The following is a 22,866-nucleotide window of genomic DNA, read 5'->3' on the forward strand; positions in this document are numbered from 1 at the left end:
GCATGAAAGAAACCCGCTCGACCTGCCCGTATTGCGGCGTCGGTTGCGGCGTGATCATCGAATCGCAGGGGCAGCAGATCACCGGGGTGCGCGGCGACCCCGCGCACCCGGCCAACTTCGGCCGCCTCTGCACCAAGGGCAGCACGCTGCACCTGACGGCCGCCGCGCCGGTGACGCTGCAGGCGCGGCTGCTGCATCCACAGCGGCGAGCCCGCCGCGGCGAGGTGCCGCAGACCGTGGGCTGGGACGCGGCGCTCGACGAGGCGGCGGAGCGCTTCGCCCGCATCGTCGAGCGCGACGGCCCGGACGCGGTCGGCTTCTACATCTCGGGCCAGCTGCTGACGGAGGACTACTATGTCTTCAACAAGCTGGCCAAGGGGCTCATCGGCACCAACAACGTCGACACCAACTCCCGGCTGTGCATGAGCAGCGCGGTCGCTGGCTACAAGCAGACCCTGGGCGCCGACGCCCCCCCCAACTGCTACGAAGACATCGACCATGCCCAGCTGATCTTCATCGCCGGCGCCAACACGGCCTGGGCCCATCCCATCCTGTTTCGCCGCATCGAGGAGGCACGACGCGCCAATCCGGCGCTCAAGCTGATCGTGGCCGACCCCCGGCGCACCGAGACGGCCGAGGTGGCCGACCTGCACCTGCCGCTGCTGCCGGGCACCGACGTGGCGCTGTTCCACGGCCTGCTGCACCTGCTGCTGTGGGACGGCCGCATCGACACGCGCTACATCGAGGCCCACACCCACGGCTTCGAGGCGCTCAAGGCCACGGTGCGCGACTACACGCCGCGTGAAGTGGCGCGCATCTGCGGCATCGATGAAGCCGCGCTGGTGCAGGCGGCGCGCTGGTTCGGCGAGTCCGCCTCGGTGCTCTCGCTGTACTGCCAGGGCCTGAACCAGAGCAGCAGCGGCACCGCGAAGAACGCGGCGCTGATCAACCTGCACCTGGCCACCGGCCAGATCGGCCGGCCCGGCGCCGGCCCCTTCTCGCTGACCGGCCAGCCCAATGCGATGGGCGGCCGCGAAGTGGGCGGCCTGGCCAACCTGCTGAGCGCCCACCGGGACCTCGCCAATCCACAGCACCGCGCCGAGGTCGCCGCGCTGTGGGGCGTGCCCGAGGTACCGGCCACGCCTGGCAAGACCGCGGTGGAGATGTTCGAAGCGGCGGCCCGCGGCGAGATCAAGGCCTTGTGGATTTCCTGCACCAACCCGGCACAGTCGATGCCCGACCAAGCGACCGTGCGCCGCGCGCTGGAGCGCGCGGAGTTCGTGGTGGTGCAGGAAGCCTTTGCCTCGACCGCCACCTGCGCCTATGCCGACCTGTTGCTGCCGGCCACCAGCTGGGGTGAGAAGGACGGCACGGTGACCAACAGCGAGCGCCGCATCAGCCGCGTGCGCCCTGCCGTGGCGGCGCCCGGCGAGGCCCGGCATGACTGGCGGGCGGTGGTCGACTTCGCCCGCCGGCTGGAGCGCCGCCTGCCGCACCGCCTGCATGGCCGCGACACCCTCTTTCCCTACGAGACGCCGGAAGACGTCTGGTGCGAGCACCGGGAAAGCACCCGCGGACGCGACCTCGACATCACCGGCCTCAGCTACGCCCTGCTGGACAGCGCCGGCCCGCAGCAGTGGCCCATGCCCGAAGGCGCCCGCAGCGGCACGCCCCGCCTGTATGCCGACGGCCACTTTCCCACCGCCGACGGCCGCGCCCGTTTCGCCAACGTGGCGTATGCCGCGGTGGCCGAGCCGCGCGACGCTCGCTACCCGTTCAGCCTCAACACCGGCCGCCTGCGCGACCAGTGGCATGGCATGAGCCGCACCGGCACGCTGGGCCGCCTGTTCGGCCATGTGCCGGAGCCGGCGGTGCAGCTCCACGCGCAAGACATGCAGCGGCGCGGGCTCAAGGACGGCGATCTGGTCTACGTCACGTCGAGGCGTGGCTCCATCGTGCTGCCGGCGCAGGCCAGCGAGCAGGTCGGCCCCTCGCAGGCCTTCATCGCGATGCACTGGGGCGAGGAATTCCTGTCCGGCAGCACCAGCACCGGCGAGCCGGCGCGCGGCATCAATGCGCTCACCACGCCGGCCTACTGCCCGAGCTCCCGGCAACCCGAGCTGAAGCACACCGCAGTCAAGGTGCTGAAGGCGGAGCTGCCGTGGTCGCTGCTGGCAGTCGGCTGGCTGCCCCAGGAGCAGGCCTTGCGCGCTCGCGCCGAGTTGCGCACCCTGATGCGCGCCTTCCCCTTCGCCAGCTGCGTGCCCTTCGGCCGCGAACCGAGTGCGGACGGCTTGTCGGGCCTGCAGTTCCGCGCCGCGGCACATGACGCGCCGGCGGCGGAAGTGGTGACGCGCATCGAGGCACTGCTGGGCTTGAGCGGTGCCGACGTGCTGCGCTACAACGATGCCCGGCGCGGCCAGCGCCGTGCCATGCGCCTGGTGCCGCAGGGCGGCAAGGAAAGCCGGCTGCATGCTTTCGTGCTGGCCGGTGACACCAGCGCCGAAGCCTGGATCAAGGCCGTGCTGCAGGACCAGTTGCCGGCGCAGGCCTATGGCCGGCTGCTGCTGGTGCCGGGGGCCAAGGCACCGGTGGCGGTGCAGGCGCGAGGCCGCCAGGTCTGCACCTGCTTCAACGTCTCGGAGCCGCAGATCGCCCAGGCCCTGCCAGGCTGCAGCGGCCCGGCCGACCACCAGCTGTCGCAGCTCCAGGAGCGGCTCAAGTGCGGCACCAACTGCGGCTCCTGCGTGCCGGAGCTCAAGCGCCTGATCCGCCTGCAATTGAGCGTGGCTTGAGGACCGGCCCGCGGCAGTGCCCGTGTCCCCGGCGCCCGCGGCTGCTGCGAGCGTGGATCGCCGCCACGCGTCATCGGCAGGGCTCGGCGCGGGAAGACAGGGAACACGGCGCGCACCGCGGGCAAGCAGGGATGCAGCTGCCCCTGGCGGCTCGGTGCCCCGCGGCGCCTGCAGCATTCCCGGATCCTTCGTGTTCTGCGTCGTGGCGCGCCGGGTGGGGCCAACCACGGCCCCAGCCCCCGCGTCGCGCCAAGGCGGCCTCGCCCACGCCGCAGCCATGCGAATGGCCTGAGAATTGCGGTTCGCCCTGCAAGGCCACTCGATGGCCGGCATCCCAGCCAAGGAGACACATGAGCATCGCCAAATACATCAAGGAGATCGGCCGCGGCAAGGAGGGCGCGCGCGCCCTCGACCGGGAGCAGGCACACGACCTGATGTCCCAGGTGCTCGACGGCCAGGTGAGCGACCTCGAGCTGGGCGCCTTTGCCATCGCGATGCGCATCAAGGGCGAATCGCTGGACGAGCTGGATGGATTCCTGGCCGCCACTGTCGAGCGCTGCCTGCCCATCGAATGCATGCGCCCCACCGTGGTGCTGCCGTCCTATAACGGGGCCCGGCGGCTGCCCAACCTGACGCCCTTGCTGGCCCTGTTGCTGGCGCAGGAGGGCGTGCCGGTGCTGATCCACGGCATGCCCGAAGACCCCGCCCGGGTGACCACGGCCGACATCTTCCGCGACCTCGGCCTGCCGGTGGCGCAGGACGCTGCCGGCATTCAGCAGGCCTGGCGGCGGCGCGAACCGGTCTACATCCGCACCGACCGGCTGTGCCCGCCGCTGGCGAGGTTGCTGGATGCACGCTGGGTCATCGGCCTGCGCAACCCCGGCCACACGGTGGCCAAGCTGCTGGACCCCTGCACCCCGGGCAGCGCGCTGCGGGTGGTCAACTACACCCATCCCGAGTACGGCAGCACCCTGACCCAGTTCCTGCAGCAGACCGGTGCCAACGCGCTGCTGATGCGCGGCACCGAGGGCGAGCCGGTGGCCGACCCGCGCCGCACGCCCCGCATGGACGTGTTCCTGCATGGCCAGCCCCAGCCGGCACTGAGCGTGCCGGCCCGCGAAGGGGTGTTGACCGAGATGCCCCTGCTGCCGCGGCAGTGCGACGCGCCAACCACCGCCGTCTATATCCAGAGCGTGGTCAGCGGCGAGAAGCCAGCCCCCCCGGCCTTGCTGCAGCAAGTGGAATGCATCTTGCATTCCCTGCGGCGTCTACCGATCGCCATCACGGACCGAGATGAACGCTCTGCCTGAAGCCGCTGCCGCCCGCCGCCCCACAGTCACGCTCGTCGGGGCCGGCCCGGGTGATCCCGAACTGCTCACCGTCAAGGCCGTCAAGGCCATCCGCCGCGCCAGCGTGCTGCTGGTGGACGACCTCGTCAGCGAAGGCGTGCTCCGCTATGCCAGGCGCAGCGCGCGTGTAGTGAGGGTGGGCAAGCGCGGCGGCTGCAGCAGCACCCCACAGGACTTCATCGGGCGGCTGATGCTCAACGAGGCACTCAAGGGCGAGCGGGTCGTGCGGCTCAAGGGTGGCGACCCCTTCATCTTCGGCCGCGGCGGCGAGGAGCAGGAGCACCTGCGGGCCGCGGGCGTGGAGGTGGAAGTGGTCAACGGCATCACCGCCGGCCTGGCGGCCACCACCAGCCTGGGGGCGCCGCTCACGCACCGCGACCATGCGCACGGCGTGATCTTCGTCACCGGCCACGCCCGCAGCGACGGCGCACCGCTGGACTGGCCACAACTGGCCGCTACGGCGGCGCAAGGCTTCACGCTGGTGATCTACATGGGGGTGGCCCAGGCGGCCCAGCTGGAGGCCGGCCTGCTCAGCGGCCTGCCGGCCGGCACTCCGCTGGCCATCGTGCAGCACGCCAGCCTGCCCGGGCAGCGCCAGGCGCTGTCCACGCTGGGCCAGCTGCAGGCAACCCTGGAGCGCGAAGGCCTCGGCAGCCCGGCCGTCATCATCGTGGGCGATGTGCTGCGCGGCCTGGCGGCTGCCAGCGCGGCGGCCAGCCCCTTCAGTGCGGCTGCCGCCTGACGAAGAACAGCGCCGCACCCACCAGCATCAGCACGCCGCCGAAGCACCGGTTCTGCCAGCGGCCGGCCCGCTCGCTGCGCAGCCAGCGCTGCAGGTTGGCCGCCAGCAGCGCGTAGCCGTGCATCACCACCAGATCGACCGCCGTCATCGTCGCGCCCAGGATCAACAGCTGCAGTCCCAGGGGGCCGGCCGGATCGATGAACTGCGGCAGCACCGCCACCATGAAGACGATGCCCTTGGGGTTGGTGGCATTGGTCAGCGCCCCGGTCAGGAACCGCCGCCGCGCCGACATGGGGGCCACCTGCTGGCCGGCCTGGCGCGCCGCCGGCGCCCGCCACTGCTGCACACCCAGCCACAGCAGGTAGAGCGCGCCCACCGTCTTGACCACGGCAAAGGCGGTTTCCGACGCCAGCAGCACCGCGCCCAGACCCGCGCCGGCCACCACCAGGATGAACAGCAGGCCCGCCTGCAGCCCCAGGATGGTGACGCTGGCCCGCGCAAAGCCGTAGGAGAGCCCGTGGCTCATCGACAGCACCGCCCCCGAGCCCGGCGACAGCGCAATGGCCCAGGCTGCAAAGAAGAACACCCACCACGCATCCCAGCTCATCCCTCACCCCTTCTGCATTTGTCATTGACGCGGCAGCGCACCACCGCACGCCCCGGCGAGCCGACGGCTCAACCCACCTGTGCCAGTGCCCGCCGGGAGGCTGCTGCCAGCACGCCGGCGAACAGGACCACCACGAACAAGGCCGCCGTGAGCGACCAACCCTCGGCCAGCATGCCGATCACCGGCGGGCCGGCCATGAAGCCCAGGTAGCCCACCGAGGACACCGCCGCGATGCCATGGGCCGGCGTGGTGCCCGGCACGCTGGCTGCCGCGCTGAACAGCACCGGCACCACATTGCCCAGCCCGGCTCCCACCAGTGCGAAACCGATCAGCGCCACCACCGGCTCGCGCACCAGCAGCACCATCGCCATCGCCAGCGTCGCCAGCAAGGCGCTGGCGAACATCAGCGGCGCCGCCGCCACCCGGGCGCGCAGCCAGTCGCCGCCGAAACGGGCCGCGGCCATCGCGCCCGAAAAACTCGCATAGGCAAGCGCCGCCAGGTCTTGCGGGCTGCCCAGCTCCTTCTGCATGAAGAGCACGCTCCAGTCGTACATGGCGCCTTCGGACACCAATCCCAGCGCCGCCAGCACGCCCAGCAGCAGCAGCACGCCACTCGGCAGGCGAAAGCGCGTTGGCTCGGACGGTGCAGCCACATGCGGCAGCATCTGCAGGCAGCCCGCCCATATCGCCACCGCCGTCGCCACGGCGGCCCACAGCAGGTGGCTCTTCGGGTCCACCAGCCACCCCAGCAGCAGGCTGCCCAGGCCCGCGCCTGCCATGCCGCCGAGGCTGAACAGGGCATGGAAGCCACTCATCAGCGGCCGGCCCTCCTGCCGCTCCAGCTCCGACGCCTCGGCATTGATAGCCACGTCGAACACGCTGCTCATCACCCCGAACAGCGCCAGCGCTGCGAGCAACCCGGGATAGCTTGGAAAGCTGAGCAGGCAGCCGATCGCCACCGTGGAGCTGAGGCCGCACACCCAGGCGACCGACTTCGGCCCATAGCGGCCGATCAGCCGGCCGGCCTGCGACAGCCCCAGCAAGGCACCGACGCCGGCCGCCAGCATCGCCATGCTCAGCGCCCATTCGCCAATCTCGTAGTGAGCACGCACCGTCGGCACGTGCACACCCCAGGTCGCGAACAGGAAGCCGGCGCAGAAGAAGTTGGCACGCGTGCCCCAGCGTGCAGCGCGCAGCGAAGCAGACGGGCGGGCCAGGGACCCGCTGGTGGATGCGGACATGGGGGAACAACCGGTTGGATGCAGCACCCGTCGAGGAGCACTGCAGGGAGGATCCCCCCATTCTAGGGAGCAGACGGTGACGGATGCAGGACTGCCCGGATAATTGCCGGGCACTGAGAGGGACACAGGCCGCGACACCTTGCCGCTGCCGCGCCGGTTGGAAGGGACGGGGTCATGCTGCTGGAAAAGATCAATCAACTGGGCGAGTCGCATGGCCACCTGCGCCGCGGCACCGGCATGGTGTCCGGGGTGGTGGCGCTGACCCTGGCCCTGCTGTGCTTCCTGGGGGTGCTGGCCTTCCACTTCCCGCAATACCTGACGACGCCGCAACTGCGCAAGTCCTACGATGTGCAGACCCTGCGCAGCGTGATGTACTGGGCCATGGTCATCGCCGGCTCCACCGCGCTGCTCAACGTCGTGTTCGGCCGCGTGCGCTGGCTGTCCTTCGCGGCCTTCACGCTGGTGGCCCTGACGCTGGCGCTCGGCGGGCACAAGGTGCCGGTGAACGACTTCCCGGACCACACGCCCTACATCGGCCTGGACTGGTTCATCCTCGACCTGCTCGGCTCGACGCTGATCTTCATCTTCATCGAGAAGCTGTTCCCGCTGCGGCGCCAGCAGCCCGTGTTCCGTGCCGAATGGCAGTGCGACCTGCACCACTTCATCGTCAACCACATGGTGGTGGGCTTCATCCTGCTGGCCACCAACCTGCTGGTGCACCAGCTCTTTGGCTGGGCCGTCAAGGACGGGGTGCAGGCCTGGGTGCAGGACCTGCCCTTCCCCGTCGCGCTGTTCCTGATCGTGCTGGTGGCCGACCTGGTGCAGTACTGGACCCACCGGGCTTACCACGAGGTGCCGGCGCTGTGGCGGCTGCACGCGGTGCACCACAGCGTGAAAAGCATGGACTGGCTGGCCGGCTCCCGGCAGCACATCCTGGAGCTGGTGCTGACCCGCACGCTCGTGCTGGCACCGATCTTCGTGCTCGGCTTCTCCAAGGAAGTCATCGACACCTACATCGTCATCGTCGGCTTCCAAGCCGTTTTCAACCATGCCAATGTCGACGTCCGGCTCGGACCGCTCGGCTACCTGCTGGTCACGCCCAACTTCCACCACTGGCACCACTCGCAGGACCAGGAGGCGCTGGACCGCAACTACGCGGCCCACTTCGCCTTCCTCGACCATCTTTTCGGCACCGCCGTGAAGGCCGACCGCAAGTGGCCACGCGACTACGGCGTGCTGGGCGACTATGTGCCGGTGGGCTTCTGGAAGCAGTTGAAGTTTCCGTTCACGTGGAAGGGTTGACGTCGCGGCGCCCGGCCTGAAGCCGGCGCATCGTCGCCGATCGGGCGAGGGACGATAATCCCGCGCCATGCAGAAGTTCGACGCGGTCATCATCGGAGCAGGCGCCGCCGGGCTGTTCTGTGCAGGCATTGCCGGCCAGCTGGGCCAGAAGGTGCTGCTCATCGACCATGCAGCCAAGGTGGCGGAGAAGATCCGTATCTCCGGCGGCGGCCGCAGCAACTTCACCAACCGCGACGCCGGCCCGGCCAACTTCCTGTCCGACAACCCGCACTTCTGCCGCTCGGCGCTCGCCCGCTACACCCCGCAGGACTTCATTGCGCTGGTGCAGCGCCACCGCATCCCCTTCCACGAGAAGCACAAGGGCCAGCTCTTCTGCGACCACTCCAGCGAAGACCTGATCGCCATGCTGCTGCGTGAATGCGAGCAGGGCCGGGTGCAGCGCTGGCAGCCGTGCGAGGTGCAGGCCGTACGGCACGGCGTGCGGGGCTTCGAGCTGGACACCTCGGGCGGCCCGGTGCAGGCGCCCCGCCTGGTGGTGGCCACCGGCGGCCTGTCGATTCCGAAGATCGGTGCGACCGATTTCGGCCACCGGCTGGCACGCCAGTTTGGCCACCGGCTGGTCGAGCCGCGCCCGGCGCTGGTGCCGCTCACCTTCACGTCGGAAGCCTTTGCGCCATATGCCGCACTGGCCGGCCTCTCGCTGGAGGTGCGCATTGCCGCCGGTGCCGGCAAGGCTCGCACCGAGTTCCTCGAAGACCTGTTGTTCACCCACCGAGGCCTGAGCGGACCGGCCGTGCTGCAGATCTCGAGCTTCTGGCGGCCCGGACAGCCGCTGCAACTGGATCTCGCCCCCCAGCTCGACCTGGCCGCCCACCTGCGCGCGGCCAAGGCCGGCTCGCGCAAGCAGCTGGGCAACGAGCTACACGGCCTGCTGCCGGCACGGCTGCTCGACACCTGGCTGGCTGCCGTGCCGCAGCTGGCCACCCGGCCGATCGCCGAGGTCAAGGACAAGGACCTCGACGGCCTGGCCCAGCGGCTGCATCGCTGGGAGCTGCTGCCCGCCGGCACCGAGGGTTATCGCAAGGCCGAGGTCACCGCCGGCGGTGTGGACACGCGGGAGCTCGGCTCGCAGGACATGCAGAGCCGGCACGTGCCCGGGCTGTATTTCATCGGCGAGGTGGTGGACGTCACCGGATGGCTGGGTGGCTACAACTTCCAATGGGCCTGGGCCAGCGCGGCTGCCTGCGCACGGGCGCTCGCGGCGAGCCAGTCGGCCCCGCGCGAGGCGGCACCGCAAGCGTGAAGCAGGCCACGGCCCGCGGCGACGGCTCGCAGCAGTGGAATCCAGCAGGCATTTTGCATTTGCGAAATTTCTACCTATAATCGCGGTCTTTGCTGGCAAACCCGCGTCCGTCGCATTTCGCTGTCTTTTCGCCGTGAGCCCAGCCCGTACACCTGGGCCTAGCTTGCAGCACACAGTGAACAGACACCGTCTTGGCGGCAACGCACGTATCCAAGGATCCGATCTCTCAATGACTACCATTCGCGTCAAAGAAAACGAGCCGTTCGACGTGGCCCTGCGCCGCTTCAAGCGCACCATCGAAAAGCTGGGCCTGCTGACCGAGCTGCGTGCCCGCGAGTTCTATGAAAAGCCGACCGCCGAGCGCAAGCGCAAGAAGGCCGCCGCCGTCAAGCGTCACTACAAGCGCGTGCGCAGCATGCAGCTGCCCAAGAAGCTGTACTGATCCGCTGACGCGCTCGCCGACAGCGCACTGACAAAGCCCGCCTGGGGACGCCCACGCGGGCTTTTTCGTTGTTGGGCCGCTTTGGCGCGCCACCCACCTCCGCCCTGCCGCCGCCTGCCGCGACGCAGTACCATCACCCCTTCGTTTCGCCAGAGACCGCCATGAGCCTGAAGAACCAGATCACCGAAGACATGAAGGCAGCGATGCGCGCCAAGGAAGTCGAGCGCCTCTCGACCATTCGCATGCTGCTGGCCGCCATGAAGCAGAAGGAAGTCGACGAGCGCGTGGAGCTGGACGACGTGGCCGTGGTCGGCATCGTCGACAAGCTCATCAAGCAGCGCAAGGACTCCCACACCCAATACAGCGCTGCCGGTCGCACCGACCTCGCCGACAAGGAAGCCGCCGAGATCAAGGTGCTCGAGGCCTACCTGCCGCAGCGGCTGAGCGCCGAGGAGATTGCCGCCGAGGTGGCCCGCATCGTTGCCGAAACCGGCGCTGCCGGCCCGGGCGACATGGGCAAGGTGATGGGCGTGGCCAAGACCCGGCTGGCCGGCAAGGCCGAGATGGGCCAGGTCTCCGCCGCCATCAAGCAGGCGCTGAGCCGATAATTCGCCACCACCCCACCGGGAGAAGACGATGAGCCTGCCGATCCAGCAGTTGTCCAGTGAAGTGTGTGTCGCGCCCCAGCTCGAGCCTGCGGCCATGCAGGCGGCTGCCGAGGCCGGCTTCAAGAGTGTCATCAACAACCGCCCGGACCATGAAGGCGGCCCGACCCAGCCCACCAGCGAGCAGATGGAGGCGGCTGCCAAGGCGGCCGGCCTCCAGTATGTGCACCTGCCGGTGAGCCCCTCGGTGCAAACCCCCGAGGAGATCGCCCGCTTCGCCGAGTTGCTGGAGACGCTGCCCAAGCCGGTGCTGGCCTTCTGCCGCTCTGGCGGGCGGTGCACCCGCCTGTTCCAGGCGGCCACCGCCACCCGCGGCTGAGGCTTGCCGCCTGCCTGAGGGCAGGCGGCCTCCCGCTCACAGGCGGGACGATTGCATGTAGCGGTCGAACTGCGCTTCAGTGAAGCGGAACCACAGGTTCTGGTCGCGCCTGAAGTTCGCGTAGTCGGCGTAGACCTTCTTCCAGTTCGAGTTCTTCGCGCTGAGCTCGGAGTACAGCGCCATCGACTCCCGGAAGGCGGCATCCATCACCGCCTTGGGCAGCGGCAGCACCCGGGCCTTGGCGGCCACCAGCTGCTTCAGGGCTGCCGGGTTGCGCGCGTCGTAGCGGGCCTGCATGTCGATGTGGGCGAAGGCCGAGGCCGCTTCCAGCATCGCCTTGTATTCCGACGACAGGCCGTCGTAGGCCTTGGTGTTGATGAAGAAGTCGAGCTGCGGGCCGCCCTCCCACCAGCCGGGGTAGTGGTAGACCGGCGCCACCTTGTTGAACCCCAGTTTCAGGTCGTCATACGGGCCGACCCATTCGGCCGCATCGATGGTGCCCTTCTCCAGCGCCTGGTAGATCTCGCCGCCAGGGATGTTCTGCGGCACCGAGCCGAGCCGCTCCAGCACCCGGCCGGCAAAGCCGCCGATGCGCATCTTCAGGCCCTTCATGTCGGCCAGCGTCTTGATCTCCTTTCGGTACCAGCCGCCCATCTGTGCGCCGGTGTTGCCGCCCGGGAAGTTGACGATGTTGTACTGCGCGTAGAACTCGCGCATCAGCTTCATCCCATTGCCCTCGTACATCCAGGCCGTCATCTGGCGCGAGTTGAGCCCGAAGGGAATCGCGCAGCCGATGGCGAAGGTCTCGTCCTTGCCGAAGAAGTAGTAAGGCGCCGTGTGCGCCATCTCGACCGTGCCGTTCTGCACGCCGTCGACCACGCCGAAGGGCGGCATCAACTCGCCGCCGGCATGCACCGAGATCTGGAACTTGCCGCCACTGAGGTCGGCCACCTTTTTCGCGAACACCTCGGCCGCGCCGTAGATGGTGTCCAGCGACTTCGGGAAGCTCGACGCCAGACGCCAGCGCAGCGCCGCCTGCGCGCGCACCACGGCTGGTGCCGCACCGGCGGCCAGCACGCCGGCCAGGCCGGTGTGCCGTATGAAGGAACGACGTTGCATGGAAGTGCTCCTCTCCGACATGAAAGCTGTGAATGAATCACTGTTTGTCTGAAGATTCTAGGAGTGCAACTTTCAGCTTCCTGCAAGGGTTTACCCATTCGGCCCTCGCCGGCCGAGCGGAAAAAGAAAAGCCCCGCCAAGGCGGGGCTGGAGCGGGTGCCGCGCGGCCTCAGAGCTTGGCCGACTGCATGTAGCGGTCGAACTGCGCTTCGGTGAAGCGGAACCACAGGTTCTGGTCTCGGCGGAAGGCGGCGTAGTCGGCGTAGACCTTCTTCCAGTTCGGGTTGCTGGTGGACAGCTCGTCGTAGACCGCCATCGATTCCTTGAAGGCCGCATCCATCAGCGCCTTGGGGAAGGCAACCAGCTGCACCTTCTGGGCCACCAGCTGCTTCAGCGCGATCGGGTTGCGGGCATCGTACTTGGCCTGCATGTCCACGTGCGCATACGCGGAGGCCGCCTGCACCACCGCCTTGTACTCGGCCGACAGCGCCTCGTAGGCCTTGGTATTGATGAAGAAGTCGATCTGCGGACCGCCCTCCCACCAGCCCGGGTAGTAGTAGTACGGCGCAACGCGGTGGAAGCCGAGCTTCTGGTCGTCGTAGGGGCCGACCCATTCAGCCGCGTCGATGGTGCCCTTCTCGAGCGCCTGGTACAGCTCACCGCCGGGGATGTTCTGCGGCACGCCACCCAGGCGCTCGATGATCTTGCCGGCAAAGCCACCGATGCGGAACTTCAGCCCCTTCATGTCGGCCACGCTCTTCACCTGCTTGCGGAACCAGCCGGCCATCTGGGCGCCGGAGTTGCCGCCGGCGAAGTTGATGATGTTGTACTGCGCGTAGAACTCGCGCATCAGCTTCAGGCCGTTGCCCTCGAAGGTCCAGGCCGTCATCTGGCGCGAGTTCAGCCCGAAGGGGATGGCCGCGCCGATGGCGAAGGTCGGGTCCTTGCCGAAGTAGTAGTAGGGCACGGTATGGCCCATCTCGACCGTGCCGTTCTGAACGCCATCCACGATGCCAAACGGGGGCATCAGCTCGCCACCGGCATGCACGGTGATCTGGAACTTGCCGCCGGTCAGCTCCGACACCTTCTTGGCGAAGACTTCAGCCCCGCCATAGATGGTGTCGAGCGACTTCGGAAAGCTGGAGGCACAGCGCCAGCGCACGTTGGCCTGCGCATGCACGACGGCCGGTGCCGCACCGGCTGCCAGCACGCCGGCGATGCCGGTGCTGCGGATGAAGGAACGACGCTCCATGAACAATCTCCTGTCGATATGTAGGATCGCGGGCAGCCCGCCCTGCAGGGCGTGCCGGTGCGACCGGCGTGAGCGATTCTAGGAGTGGGGTTGCCGCCGGACGCTGAGGGGTTTCCCCTCGTGGCAAGCACTCCACCCCGGCGCCGGCCGTCAGGCTGGCGCAAGCCAGTCGGGCAGGCACGGGCGTGGCACCCGCCGCTCGCGGCAGCGCCATCGCCCCGGTCCTGTCATGCGGGGGTCAGAGCTTGGCGGCCTGCATGTAGCGGTCGAACTGCGCCTCGGTGAAGCGGAACCAGAGGTTCTGGTCGCGGCGGAAGTTGGCGTAGTCGGTGTAGACCTTCTTCCAGTTCGGGTTCTTGGCCGACAGCTCGGAGTACAGCGCCATCGACTCCTTGAAGGCCGCATCCATGATGTCCTTCGGAAAGGGCAGCAGCTTGACCTTCTGTGCCACCAGCTGCTTCAGCGCGGTGGGGTTGCGGGCGTCGTACTTGGCCTGCATGTCCACATGCGCGTAGGCCGAGGCCGCATCGATGATGGCCTTGTATTCGGCCGACAGGCCGGCATAGGCCTTGGTGTTGATGTACAGCGACAGCTCGAGGCCGCCTTCCCACCAGCCGGGGTAGTAGTAGTGCGGCGCCACCTTGGCGAAGCCCAGCTTCTGGTCGTCGTAGGGGCCGATCCACTCGGCGGCGTCGATCGTGCCCTTCTCCAGCGCCTGGTAGATCTCACCGCCAGGGATGTTCTGCGGCACGCCGCCCAGGCGCTCGATGACCTTGCCGGCGAAGCCGCCGACACGGAACTTGAGCCCCTTCACGTCGGCCAGCCCCTTGAGCTCCTTGCGGAACCAGCCGCCCATCTGTGCCCCGGTGTTGCCGCAGGAGAAGTTGATGATGTTGAACTGCGCGTAGAACTCGCGCATCAGCGTCATGCCGTTGCCTTCCTGCATCCAGGCCGTCATCTGGCGCGAATTCAGGCCGAAGGGAATCGCCCCGCCGATGGCAAAGGTGTCGTCCTTGCCGAAGAAATAGTAGGGCGCGGTATGGGCCAGCTCGACGGTGCCGTTCTGCACGCCGTCGACCACGCCGAAGGGCGGCATCAGCTCGCCACCGGCATGCACCGAGATGTTGAACTTGCCGCCGCTCAGCTCCGCGACCTTCTTCGCAAAGACTTCGGCGCCGCCATAGATCGTGTCGAGCGCCTTCGGGAAACTGGAAGCCAGACGCCAGCGAAGATTGGCCTGGGCCTGCACGACGGCAGGGGCGGCACCCGCTGCCAGCACCCCGGCGATGCCGGTGCTGCGAATGAAGGAACGGCGCTCCATGTTCGAATCCTCGTAGTGATCACACAAGCCCGGCCGGCATACCGCCACCGGTGCCGACCCATTCTAGGAAGCGGCGCCCCCCGGCAACACGGGGAGCATTCCTGTTCGCAATACTACGTAGAGCCCCGCTTTTCTCAGCGGGCGTTCAGCCGGGCTGTGCTATCGCCGGACCACCGGCCTCAGGAGCCGGCGACCTTCATGCGGTCGATCAGCACCGAGCCGATGGTCTTGGAGCCCATCGTGTAGGCGTCGGCACCGATGGCCTGGATGCCCTGCCACATCTGCCGCAGGTTGCCGGCGATGGTGATCTCGTGCACCGGATAGGCAATGCGGCCGTTCTCGACCCAGAAACCGGCCGCGCCGCGCGAATAGTCGCCTGTCACGTAGTTGACGCCCTGCCCCATCAGCTCGATCACGAACAGGCCGCGGTCGAGCTTGCGCAGCATGGCGTCGAGGTCGTCCTGCGGCTGGGTGAGCCGGCTGGTCATGGACAGGTTCTGCGAACCGCCGGCATGCCCGGTGGTGCGCATGCCGAGCTTGCGCGCCGAGTAGCTGGACAGGAAGTAGCCTTCGACCTGCCCGCCCTTGACGACATGGCGGGCCCGGGTGACCACGCCTTCGTCGTCGAACGGCGCGCTGCCCTTGCCCTTGGGGATGTGAGGGTCCTCGGCGATGTCGACGTGCTCGGGGAACACGCGGGTGCCCAGGCTGTCGTTCAGGAAGCTCGCCTTGCGGTAGAGGGCACCGCCGCTGGTGGCCTGCACGAAGCTGCCCAGCAGGCCGACGGCCAGCGTGGACTCGAACAGCACCGGGCACTCGCAGGTGGCGATCTTGCGCGACTTCAGGCGCGACAGCGCGCGCTCGGCGGCGTAGCGGCCCACCGCTTCGGCAGCGGCCAGCTCGGCCGGGTCGCGCATCGAGGTGTACCAGGCGTCGCGCTGCATCTGGGCACCGCGCCCGGCAATGGGCGCCACCGACAGCGAATGCCGGGAGCTGGCATAGCCGCCCCGGAAGCCGCGGGTGTTGCCGGCGAAGAAATGCGATTGCTGGGCCGACACGCCGGCGCCTTCGGAATTGGTGATGCGGCGGTCGGTTTCCAGCGCGGCGGCTTCGCAGCGCCGGGCCAGCTCGGCCGCAGCTTCGGCATCGATGTCCCAGGGATAGAAGAGGTCGAGGTCGCGCTCGGCGGCCTCGCCCAGGGCCAGGTCCGCCTCGTCCGGCAGGCCGGCGGCCGGATCTTCGGCGGTGAAGCGGGCGATGTCGTAGGCCGCGCGCACCGTCTGCTCCAGTGCGGCGCGCGAGAAGTCGGACGTGCTCGCGTTGCCGCGTCGCTGGCCGAGGTAGACCGTGACGCCAAGCGACTTGTCCCGGTTGCGCTCGACATTCTCCAGCTCGCCCTTGCGGACCGAGACCGACAGGCCGACGCCCTCGGACACCTCCACCGCCGCATCGCTCGCCCCCTGCGCTTGTGCGAAGGCCAGGGCATCCTCGACCAGCTCGCGGAACTGGTCCTGGGCATAGGCAAAGCCACGGGTGGGGGAAGAAGCAGCGGTATTGGGCATGGTCGGGTTCTGGCCGGGCAGGCCTTGGATAAACGGCCGCTTTATCATACCCACCCAGTTGTTCATCGGGGCGAGTGCCCCGCCAGGCCTTTCCATGCAGCACGATTCCGAGCCCCGCGACCCCGCAGAAGACGACCTCGACACGCGGCCGAGCAAAACCCAGCGCAAGAAGGACTCGCACGAGCTGCAGGCGCTGGGCGAGGCCCTGACCCAGCTCACCGACGACCGGCTGGCGCAGCTGGAGATTTCCGACTCGCTGCGCGACGCGGTCCAGCAGTACAAGCGCACCCGGTCGCACGAAGGCCTGCGCCGGCAGATGCAGTACATCGGCAAGCTGATGCGCCATGCCGATGTCGAGCAGATCCGCGAAGCCGTGGCGGCCCAGCAGCTGGGCCGGGCGAAGGACACGCTGTCCTTGCACCGGGCCGAGCTGTGGCGCACCGAACTGGTCGCCAGCGACGACGCGGTCACCCGCTGGGCGGCCGAACACCCGGGCAGCGACATGCAGCAGTTGCGCAGCCTGGTGCGTGCGGCCCGCAAGGACGCGGCCGCCACGCCCGAGCAGCGCAACGGCCGTGCCTACCGGGAGCTGTTCCAGTTCATCAAGCCCCACCTGGCGGAGGACAACGGTGATGAGTGAGTTCGACCCGGTGCGCATCGGCGTGGTCTCGGTCAGCGACCGCGCGTCCGGCGGCGTGTACGAGGACAAGGGCATCCCGGCCCTGCGTGACTGGATCGGCCGCGCGGTGCGCAACCCGGTGCACTGGGAGGCGCGCCTGATCCCGGACGAGCAGGACACCATCAGCGCGACCCTGCGCGAACTGGTGGACCAGCAGCGCTGCGACCTGGTGCTGACCACCGGCGGCACCGGCCCGGCGCTGCGCGACGTGACACCGGAAGCCACCCTTGCGGTGGCTGACAAGGTCATGCCGGGCTTCGGCGAGCAGATGCGCCAGATCAGCCTGCGCTTCGTGCCCACTGCCATCCTGTCGCGGCAGGTGGCGGTCATCCGCGGCCAGGCGCTGATCATCAACCTGCCCGGCCAGCCCAAATCCATCGCCGAGACGCTGGAAGGCCTGACGAATGCCGAAGGGCAGCCCGTGGTGCCCGGCATCTTCGCCGCGGTGCCCTACTGCATCGACTTGATCGGCGGCCCCTACCTCGAGTGCGACCCGGCGGTGTGCAAGGCCTTCCGGCCCAAGTCGGCATTGCGGCCGGCACAGGCCTGAGGAAGGACACCGGCCGCAGCGCGCTGGCGGCGCCGCACGCAGCGCGCCGCCGGCGGCTTGCCTTACTTCACCAGCTGGTTGAGGCGTTCGGCGTCGAAGTGCTCGGTGGTGTGGGCCTCGCCGGGCACGCATTCGCGCGCGCTGCCGCCCCGCGACAGCTTCTCGATGGCCTGCCACAGCAGCGCGATCTGGTGTTCCTGGCTGGAGGCGTTGTCCACCAGGCCCTTGATCGCCTGCGACACCGGGTCGTCGCTCTGCGTCACGCCGTAGGCCGAGAAGCCCATGCGGGCGGCCGCCTGTTCGCGGGCGGCATCGGCTTCCTTGTTCAGGATGCGGGCCGGGTTGCCCACCGCGGTGGAGCCGGGCGGCACTTCCTTGACCACGACTGCGTTCGAGCCGATGCGGGCACCGTCGCCCACCGTGAAGCCGCCCAGCACCTGCGCATTGGCGCCGACGATCACGCCGCGACCCAGCGTAGGGTGGCGCTTGGTGCCCTTGTAGAGCGAGGTGCCGCCCAGCGTCACACCTTGGTAGATGGTGCAGCCGTCGCCGATCTCGGCGGTCTCGCCGATCACGACGCCCATGCCGTGGTCGATGAAGACCCGCCGTCCGATGCGCGCGCCCGGATGGATCTCGATGCCGGTCAGGAAGCGGCCGCAGTGCGAGATGAAGCGCGCCAGCCAGTAGAGCCGCCGCTGCCAGCACCAATGCGCCTTGCGATGCAGCACCAGCGCATGCAGCCCCGGGTAACAGGTCAGCACCTCCCACGACGAGCGCGCGGCGGGGTCGCGCTCAAGGATGCAGGCGATGTCTTCTCTGAGGTGCTGGAACATGGCAGAAGCCGGTGGTTGCGGAACAGGGGACCGTTGCACGGCCGAAATCGATGAGCAGGACGAAACATCCACAGCGCCAGACGCTCCGCGATCAAGGAAGGTTGAAGCGCGGTGAAGCGTTGGCCCTGTGGATCCGGAATCGTTGCAGTTTAGCGGCGCGCCGCAGGCCGTGCGCTGGGCGGGGCCTTGCGATCTGGCAGCCCTTGAGGAATCGCCTCACTTCGCGGAGCCGCCCCGCTTCTGCACCGCCCTCGCGATCCCTCGCAGGATGTGCACCTCCTCCTGCGTCAACTGCGCACGGTTGAGCAATTGGTTCAGCCGCGGCATCAGCTTGCGCGGCGCCGCAGGATCGAGGAAGCCGATGTCGGCCAGCGTGTCTTCCCAATGTCGCAGGGCGCCCTGCACCGCCGGCACGTCGGCCAGCCGGACGTCGGCCGTGCGCGGCGCGACCTCGAAGCCACCCAGCGCCTGCCGCCAGTCATAGGCTACCAATTGCACCGCCTGCGCCAGATTGAGCGAGCCATAGGCCGGATGGGTCGGGATACTGAGCACGGCGTGGCAGCGGTAGACATCCTCGTTGCTCATGCCATAGCGCTCCGAGCCGAACACCAGGCCGACGCGGTGCGGCGAGCCGGCCAGCGCCTGGAACAGCGCCCGGGGCGCCTGGGTGGGCGGGCCGAAGTCGCGCGGCGTCATCGCGGTGGCGCAGGCAAAGCTGACGCCGTCGAGCGCCTGTTCCAAGGTCTCGACCACCCGCGCGCGGGCCAGGATGTCGGCAGCGCCGCTGGCCATGGCGATCGTCTCCTCCTGCACCAGCACATCGGCGAAGCGGGGTGCCACCAGCACCAGGTCGCTGAAGCCCATCACCTTCATCGCGCGGGCGACGGACCCGACATTGCCGGGGTGGCTGGTCTGGACCAGGACAAAACGGGTCGGATCAGTGCTCATGCTGGGGACGGGTCAGTGCCTCGGGAGGCGCATGGCGCACGACAGCATCCGCGCCACGGCAGAAGGCATCGCTGGCGGGTGGCAGCGGCCGCTCGGCAAGCGTCCCGGATGTCGCGCGCGCAGCCGCTGCCATCGGAGGGTGCGCGTTCAACGCGGGGCGCCGGTGCGCCACAGCTCGAACCAGAGCTCGGGCCGCAGGCCGGCGCAACGGTCCATGTAGCTGAAGCGGGTCATCACGAAGTCGCGGCCGTCGAACTGCCATTCGGCCGACTCGCCGCAGTCGGCCACCCCACGGCCCTTGGCGAAGTGCTGCAGCACCCCGGTGCCGGGGTCGTAGCTGACATTGGTCAGGTGATCGTAGCGGCTGCCCAGTGGCGACTTCAGCACCAAGCGCTGGGCGGCATGCGGGGCCGCACGCTGCACACGGAACAGCAGGCTGCTGGTCTGGTAGGCGCCCGCCCAGCAGGCCAGGCTCACCAGCGCTTCACGCGCATCGAGCGCGTCGGCCTCGTCAACCATGCCTGGCGAGCCGGGCGCCTCGCAGTCCACCTCTTTCAGCAAGCCGGCCTGCGATCGCCGGACCGCGGCGATCAGGGCCCGGCCTTGGCGCTCGTCCAGGCCAGGTGGCACCGGCGACGCGGCAGGGGCGGGGGGCACCGGCGCCGCGGCGGGTACGCTGCTCGCCGGCTTGCTGCCACGGCGCAGCAACGCGGCAGCGGTGCCCAGGCGGCCCTGCTTCTCGTCGATGAGCAGCAGCGCGGCGCTCAGGCCAGACAACGAGGCGGCGCCCCGTGCATCGCCGCTGCCATACGACAGCAACTGCCCGTTGCGGACGCGGGCCAGGAAATCGGCCGCTGCAGCCGGGCTCCGGGAGGCGATCTCGAAGGGCTGCTCGCCCTGGCCGTCGCTGCTGACCTGCCAGCCGGCCGCATCCAGCCCCAGCGGCCGGCCGTCGAGCTGCAGATCAGTCACCGAGAAGCGCTCGTCGCCTTCAAGCCGCACCGTCAGCCGGCCGGCGGGGCCGGCCGGCTGCTGGATGCGCAGGGTCAGGCGCTGCGGCTCGGCCGCCGCGGCCAGCGCCTCGCAATCACCGACGTTGTCGCAGCCCACCAGCCAGTCGCCGAAACCCTTGTAGACCGGCGCCGCCAGGGTGGCGGCCGCAGCCCAGGAACTGCCCAGCAGGCAACACATCACGGCGAGGAGTTTCATCACAAGGCAAGGATTCAGATCAGAAGGATAGAATCGCTATTATCTTTGCAGGGCCGGCGACTGCCGCCCCTGCCTGCTCTTTCTTCCCGCCAGCCCTTCCTCCCTGCCTGCCCTGACTTAGGTATTGCCCATGTCCCAAGCCGCCCTCCATCCGATGCTCAACACGGCCATCAAGGCCGCCCGCGCCGCTGGCGCCATCATCAGCCGGGCGTCGATGGACCTGGACCTGCTGCGCATCAGTACCAAGTCCTCGCCCAACGACTTCGTCACCGAGGTCGACCAGGCGGCCGAGCAGGTCATCATCGAAACGCTGCTGACGGCCTACCCCGGCCACGGCATCCTGGCCGAGGAATCGGGCCGCGCCCACGGCGCGAAGGACAGCGACTACGTCTGGATCATCGATCCGCTCGACGGCACCACCAACTTCATCCACGGTTTCCCGGTCTACGCCGTGTCCATCGGCCTGGCCTATCGCGGCCAGGTGCAGCAGGCGGTGGTCTACGACCCGGCCCGCAACGACCTGTTCTATGCCTCCAAGGGCCGTGGCGCCTACCTCAATGACAAGCGGATCCGCGTCTCCAAGCGCACCCGGATGGGCGATGCGCTGATCGGCACCGGCTTTCCCTTCCGCAAGGGCGACAACTTCCAGCGCTACCTGAAGATGTTCGAGCTGATGTCGCAGTCCTGCGCCGGGCTGCGCCGCCCGGGCGCAGCCGCGCTGGACCTGTGCTACGTGGCGGCCGGCTACTACGACGGCTTCTTCGAGACCGGCCTGAACCCTTGGGACGTGGCGGCCGGCTCGCTGATGATCACCGAGGCTGGCGGCCTGATCGGCAATTTCACGGGCGAGTCCGACTTCCTCTACCAGCGCGAGGTGGTGGCCGCAACGCCGCGCATCTACGGCCAGCTGGTGCAGATGCTGGCGCCCTTCAGCCGGGTGATCAAGGAAGACGGCGCTGAAGGCGGCGAAAAGGCCAAGCCCGATGCAACCAGCATCGTGGCCGGCGAGGCCGAGGCGGCCGCGCCGGCGGCACCGGCCAAGAAGAAGGGCCCGGTGCGCATCCGCAAGGCGGACCTGGCCGCGCCCAAGGACGAAGACGCACCGCTCTGAAGCCGCAGGCCGGCCCTGGCCGGCCTGCTGTGCAGCGCAAGCGTGACCCGACCTGCGCCGCATCGGGCAAGTCGCGCGGCACGCCGCATGACCTGCCGTGCACCCTCAAGCCGGAGTTCCCGGCCGAGCGGCGCGGCGACGCCGGCCCCAATAGCCCAGCCCGGCAAGGCCACCGCCCAACAACGCCAACGTGCTGGGCTCGGGCACCGGCGCCAAGGTCGGCGCATAGGTGCTGACCCACTCTGATCCATAGCTGCCGCCGAAGAGCGCCACCTGCATGGTGGCGCTCTCGGTGAAGTTGACGGCATTGCTGTCAATGACGAAATAGGCGTCCTGCTTGCCCACCAAGCCGCCCGGGCCCATCTTGTCGTAGAAGTCGATGCGAATGGTGCAGCCGGGCTCCGTGCACTGTTCGCCTTGTCCCGGCGAGTAGTAATTCCGGATCTCCGCGTCCATCGCGGCCTGGCGCTCCCACCCCTCTTGGGCTGGCACCTCCAGGTTGTAGGCCTTGAGCTTCAGCTGGTCGACGCGGCTGTAGGTGTAGAAGTCGGAGAGGTTGAAGAAAGTCACCGGAACGCTGGCCGATTCCACACTGAGGTGGTAGTGGAAGTCCACCGTTCCATCGATGCTGCGCACCACGCTGGAGGTGACGGTGCCGAGAGCCGCCCCCTGCGGGCCGTCGAGCGAATAGGCGAAGGTCTTTTCCGCAATGACGGAACCCGCCAGCCATGGCGACTGCTGCAAGGTCGTGGAGGAAAAGCGGGTGGCGGCGGGAAACGGGATCGCCTGGGCGGCCGGGGCCAGAAGGGCGCATGCCGCGGCCAGGCAGGACGCCGAAAACAGGTTGAGGCGCACAGAAACTCCTGAGTGTTTTAGGAGCCTGCAGCTTAGCGAGCCGGACATGGCAGCGCATTCACCCGCAGCAAGGACAAAGCAGCGGCAATGTATCTTCGGTAAGTTGGCGCAAACCACTGGCCGACCGCGAGCTTGGCGGCTGTGCACGCGGGCCCGGCTCGGTGCGGAGCGGGCGCCGTGACTGCCTGGCGCTGCTCGTGCCATAGTGGGATCGTGAAGCACTGCGTGATCGTTCCCACCGATGATGAACAAGCAGGTTCTCTTTTCGTATGGCGGCCCTGATGGCGCTGCCCGGTTCTGGGCGGTCCTGTGGCTCCTCGGGAGCGCAGCCGTTTCCTGGGTCCGGTTCAAGGCCCCGGTCGCGTCTGGCGTGCTGGCGAGCACGGCGGTGCTGGCCGTCGCCGGCCTGAGTTGCGCCATCACCGTGACGCCCCGGTCGGTCGAGATCCACCGGTCGCTGTGGCGCCTCAGGTACAAGACCTATCGAGCCGAGCGCATCGACCATGTGGGCTACGACGGGGAGTACGGCACGGAGGCAGGGGCGCTCTGGATGGTGGTCGTCCTGCAAGGCAAGGAGGTGTACTTCGCCTCACGGCGAACCATGCGTGAGGTACACGACCGCCTCGCGGCGGTCATCGAGTCTCAGCGGGTCGGTTGAAGAC

Annotated in this window: 22 protein-coding genes; 12 read left to right on the forward strand and 10 right to left on the reverse strand. The window is 68.7% G+C overall.

The window, feature by feature from the left end; genetic code table 11:
* Positions 1-2: 2 nt before the first annotated feature.
* The 3 genes from N7L95_RS06150 to cobA all read left to right on the forward strand — a co-directional run bounded on the left by N7L95_RS06150 (position 3) and on the right by cobA (position 4,886).
* The gene (locus N7L95_RS06150; protein WP_301258937.1) at positions 3-2,795 is read left to right on the forward strand and encodes a nitrate reductase; all 2,793 of its coding nucleotides are present in this window, start codon (positions 3-5) and stop codon (positions 2,793-2,795) included.
* Positions 2,796-3,145: 350 nt separating this feature from the next.
* Positions 3,146-4,105 (forward strand): DNA-binding protein YbiB, encoded by a 960-nt coding sequence (gene ybiB / locus N7L95_RS06155; protein ID WP_301258938.1) that lies wholly within the window; start codon positions 3,146-3,148, stop codon positions 4,103-4,105.
* Positions 4,089-4,886, forward strand: a complete 798-nt coding sequence (cobA, locus tag N7L95_RS06160) for a uroporphyrinogen-III C-methyltransferase (RefSeq protein ID WP_301258939.1) — start codon at positions 4,089-4,091, stop codon at positions 4,884-4,886. Before ybiB ends, cobA begins: the two co-directional genes overlap by 17 nt.
* Here the strand turns inward: cobA and N7L95_RS06165 are convergent.
* Complete coding sequence (locus N7L95_RS06165) at positions 4,867-5,493, reverse strand: LysE family transporter (protein ID WP_301258940.1); 627 nt, start codon at positions 5,491-5,493, stop codon at positions 4,867-4,869. The genes cobA and N7L95_RS06165 overlap by 20 nt on opposite strands.
* 68 nt (positions 5,494-5,561) lie before the next feature.
* The gene (locus N7L95_RS06170) at positions 5,562-6,734 is read right to left on the reverse strand and encodes an MFS transporter (protein ID WP_301258941.1); all 1,173 of its coding nucleotides are present in this window, start codon (positions 6,732-6,734) and stop codon (positions 5,562-5,564) included.
* A 174-nt stretch (positions 6,735-6,908) separates the two neighbouring features.
* Here N7L95_RS06170 and N7L95_RS06175 point away from each other — a divergent pair, with 174 nt between their 5' ends.
* From N7L95_RS06175 to N7L95_RS06195, 5 genes are all read left to right on the forward strand, one after another.
* Entirely contained in the window at positions 6,909-8,036 is a 1,128-nt protein-coding gene (locus N7L95_RS06175) for a sterol desaturase family protein (protein WP_301258942.1), read from the forward strand.
* 67 nt (positions 8,037-8,103) lie between these two features.
* On the forward strand, positions 8,104-9,339 hold the full coding sequence (locus N7L95_RS06180; protein WP_301258943.1) for a BaiN/RdsA family NAD(P)/FAD-dependent oxidoreductase: 1,236 nt from the start codon (positions 8,104-8,106) through the stop codon (positions 9,337-9,339).
* Positions 9,340-9,568: 229 nt separating this feature from the next.
* Positions 9,569-9,781 (forward strand): 30S ribosomal protein S21, encoded by a 213-nt coding sequence (rpsU, locus tag N7L95_RS06185; protein WP_012346814.1) that lies wholly within the window; start codon positions 9,569-9,571, stop codon positions 9,779-9,781.
* A 161-nt stretch (positions 9,782-9,942) separates the two neighbouring features.
* Entirely contained in the window at positions 9,943-10,389 is a 447-nt protein-coding gene (locus N7L95_RS06190) for a GatB/YqeY domain-containing protein (RefSeq protein ID WP_301258944.1), read from the forward strand.
* A 28-nt stretch (positions 10,390-10,417) separates the two neighbouring features.
* On the forward strand, positions 10,418-10,765 hold the full coding sequence (locus tag N7L95_RS06195) for a protein tyrosine phosphatase family protein (protein WP_301258945.1): 348 nt from the start codon (positions 10,418-10,420) through the stop codon (positions 10,763-10,765).
* A gap of 36 nt (positions 10,766-10,801) precedes the next feature.
* Here the strand turns inward: N7L95_RS06195 and N7L95_RS06200 are convergent, their stop codons facing one another.
* The 4 genes from N7L95_RS06200 to pmbA form a co-directional block, all read right to left on the reverse strand.
* Entirely contained in the window at positions 10,802-11,884 is a 1,083-nt protein-coding gene (locus tag N7L95_RS06200; RefSeq protein ID WP_301258946.1) for a TRAP transporter substrate-binding protein, read from the reverse strand.
* A gap of 169 nt (positions 11,885-12,053) precedes the next feature.
* Complete coding sequence (locus tag N7L95_RS06205) at positions 12,054-13,136, reverse strand: TRAP transporter substrate-binding protein (RefSeq protein ID WP_301258947.1); 1,083 nt, start codon at positions 13,134-13,136, stop codon at positions 12,054-12,056.
* A 238-nt stretch (positions 13,137-13,374) separates the two neighbouring features.
* Entirely contained in the window at positions 13,375-14,457 is a 1,083-nt protein-coding gene (locus tag N7L95_RS06210; RefSeq protein WP_301258948.1) for a TRAP transporter substrate-binding protein, read from the reverse strand.
* A 179-nt stretch (positions 14,458-14,636) separates the two neighbouring features.
* Entirely contained in the window at positions 14,637-16,019 is a 1,383-nt protein-coding gene (pmbA, locus tag N7L95_RS06215) for a metalloprotease PmbA (RefSeq protein ID WP_301258949.1), read from the reverse strand.
* 94 nt (positions 16,020-16,113) lie between these two features.
* Between pmbA and yjgA the strand changes: the two genes are divergently transcribed.
* Positions 16,114-16,659, forward strand: coding sequence for a ribosome biogenesis factor YjgA (gene yjgA, locus N7L95_RS06220; protein WP_301258950.1), 546 nt, complete (start codon positions 16,114-16,116; stop codon positions 16,657-16,659).
* Complete coding sequence (gene mog, locus N7L95_RS06225) at positions 16,652-17,248, forward strand: molybdopterin adenylyltransferase (RefSeq protein ID WP_301258951.1); 597 nt, start codon at positions 16,652-16,654, stop codon at positions 17,246-17,248. Before yjgA ends, mog begins: the two co-directional genes overlap by 8 nt.
* 62 nt (positions 17,249-17,310) lie before the next feature.
* Here mog and cysE read toward each other — a convergent pair whose 3' ends face one another.
* The 3 genes from cysE to N7L95_RS06240 form a co-directional block, all read right to left on the reverse strand.
* Positions 17,311-18,081, reverse strand: a complete 771-nt coding sequence (cysE, locus tag N7L95_RS06230) for a serine O-acetyltransferase (protein ID WP_301258952.1) — start codon at positions 18,079-18,081, stop codon at positions 17,311-17,313.
* Between the two features lie 216 nt (positions 18,082-18,297).
* On the reverse strand, positions 18,298-19,029 hold the full coding sequence (locus tag N7L95_RS06235) for an RNA methyltransferase (protein ID WP_301258953.1): 732 nt from the start codon (positions 19,027-19,029) through the stop codon (positions 18,298-18,300).
* 147 nt (positions 19,030-19,176) lie between these two features.
* The gene (locus N7L95_RS06240) at positions 19,177-20,238 is read right to left on the reverse strand and encodes a DUF1176 domain-containing protein (protein WP_301258954.1); all 1,062 of its coding nucleotides are present in this window, start codon (positions 20,236-20,238) and stop codon (positions 19,177-19,179) included.
* Positions 20,239-20,368: 130 nt separating this feature from the next.
* On the opposite strand from N7L95_RS06240, the gene N7L95_RS06245 reads away from it, so the two are divergent.
* Entirely contained in the window at positions 20,369-21,349 is a 981-nt protein-coding gene (locus N7L95_RS06245) for an inositol monophosphatase family protein (RefSeq protein WP_301258955.1), read from the forward strand.
* A 105-nt stretch (positions 21,350-21,454) separates the two neighbouring features.
* On the opposite strand, the gene N7L95_RS06250 is transcribed toward N7L95_RS06245, so the two are convergent.
* Entirely contained in the window at positions 21,455-22,204 is a 750-nt protein-coding gene (locus tag N7L95_RS06250) for a PEP-CTERM sorting domain-containing protein (RefSeq protein WP_301258956.1), read from the reverse strand.
* Positions 22,205-22,445: 241 nt separating this feature from the next.
* Here N7L95_RS06250 and N7L95_RS06255 point away from each other — a divergent pair, with 241 nt between their 5' ends.
* Entirely contained in the window at positions 22,446-22,862 is a 417-nt protein-coding gene (locus N7L95_RS06255; RefSeq protein WP_301258957.1) for a hypothetical protein, read from the forward strand.
* Positions 22,863-22,866 lie beyond the last annotated feature (4 nt).

Source organism: Eleftheria terrae, from assembly GCF_030419005.1.
Classification (GTDB): Bacteria; Pseudomonadota; Gammaproteobacteria; order Burkholderiales; family Burkholderiaceae_C; genus Caldimonas; species Caldimonas terrae.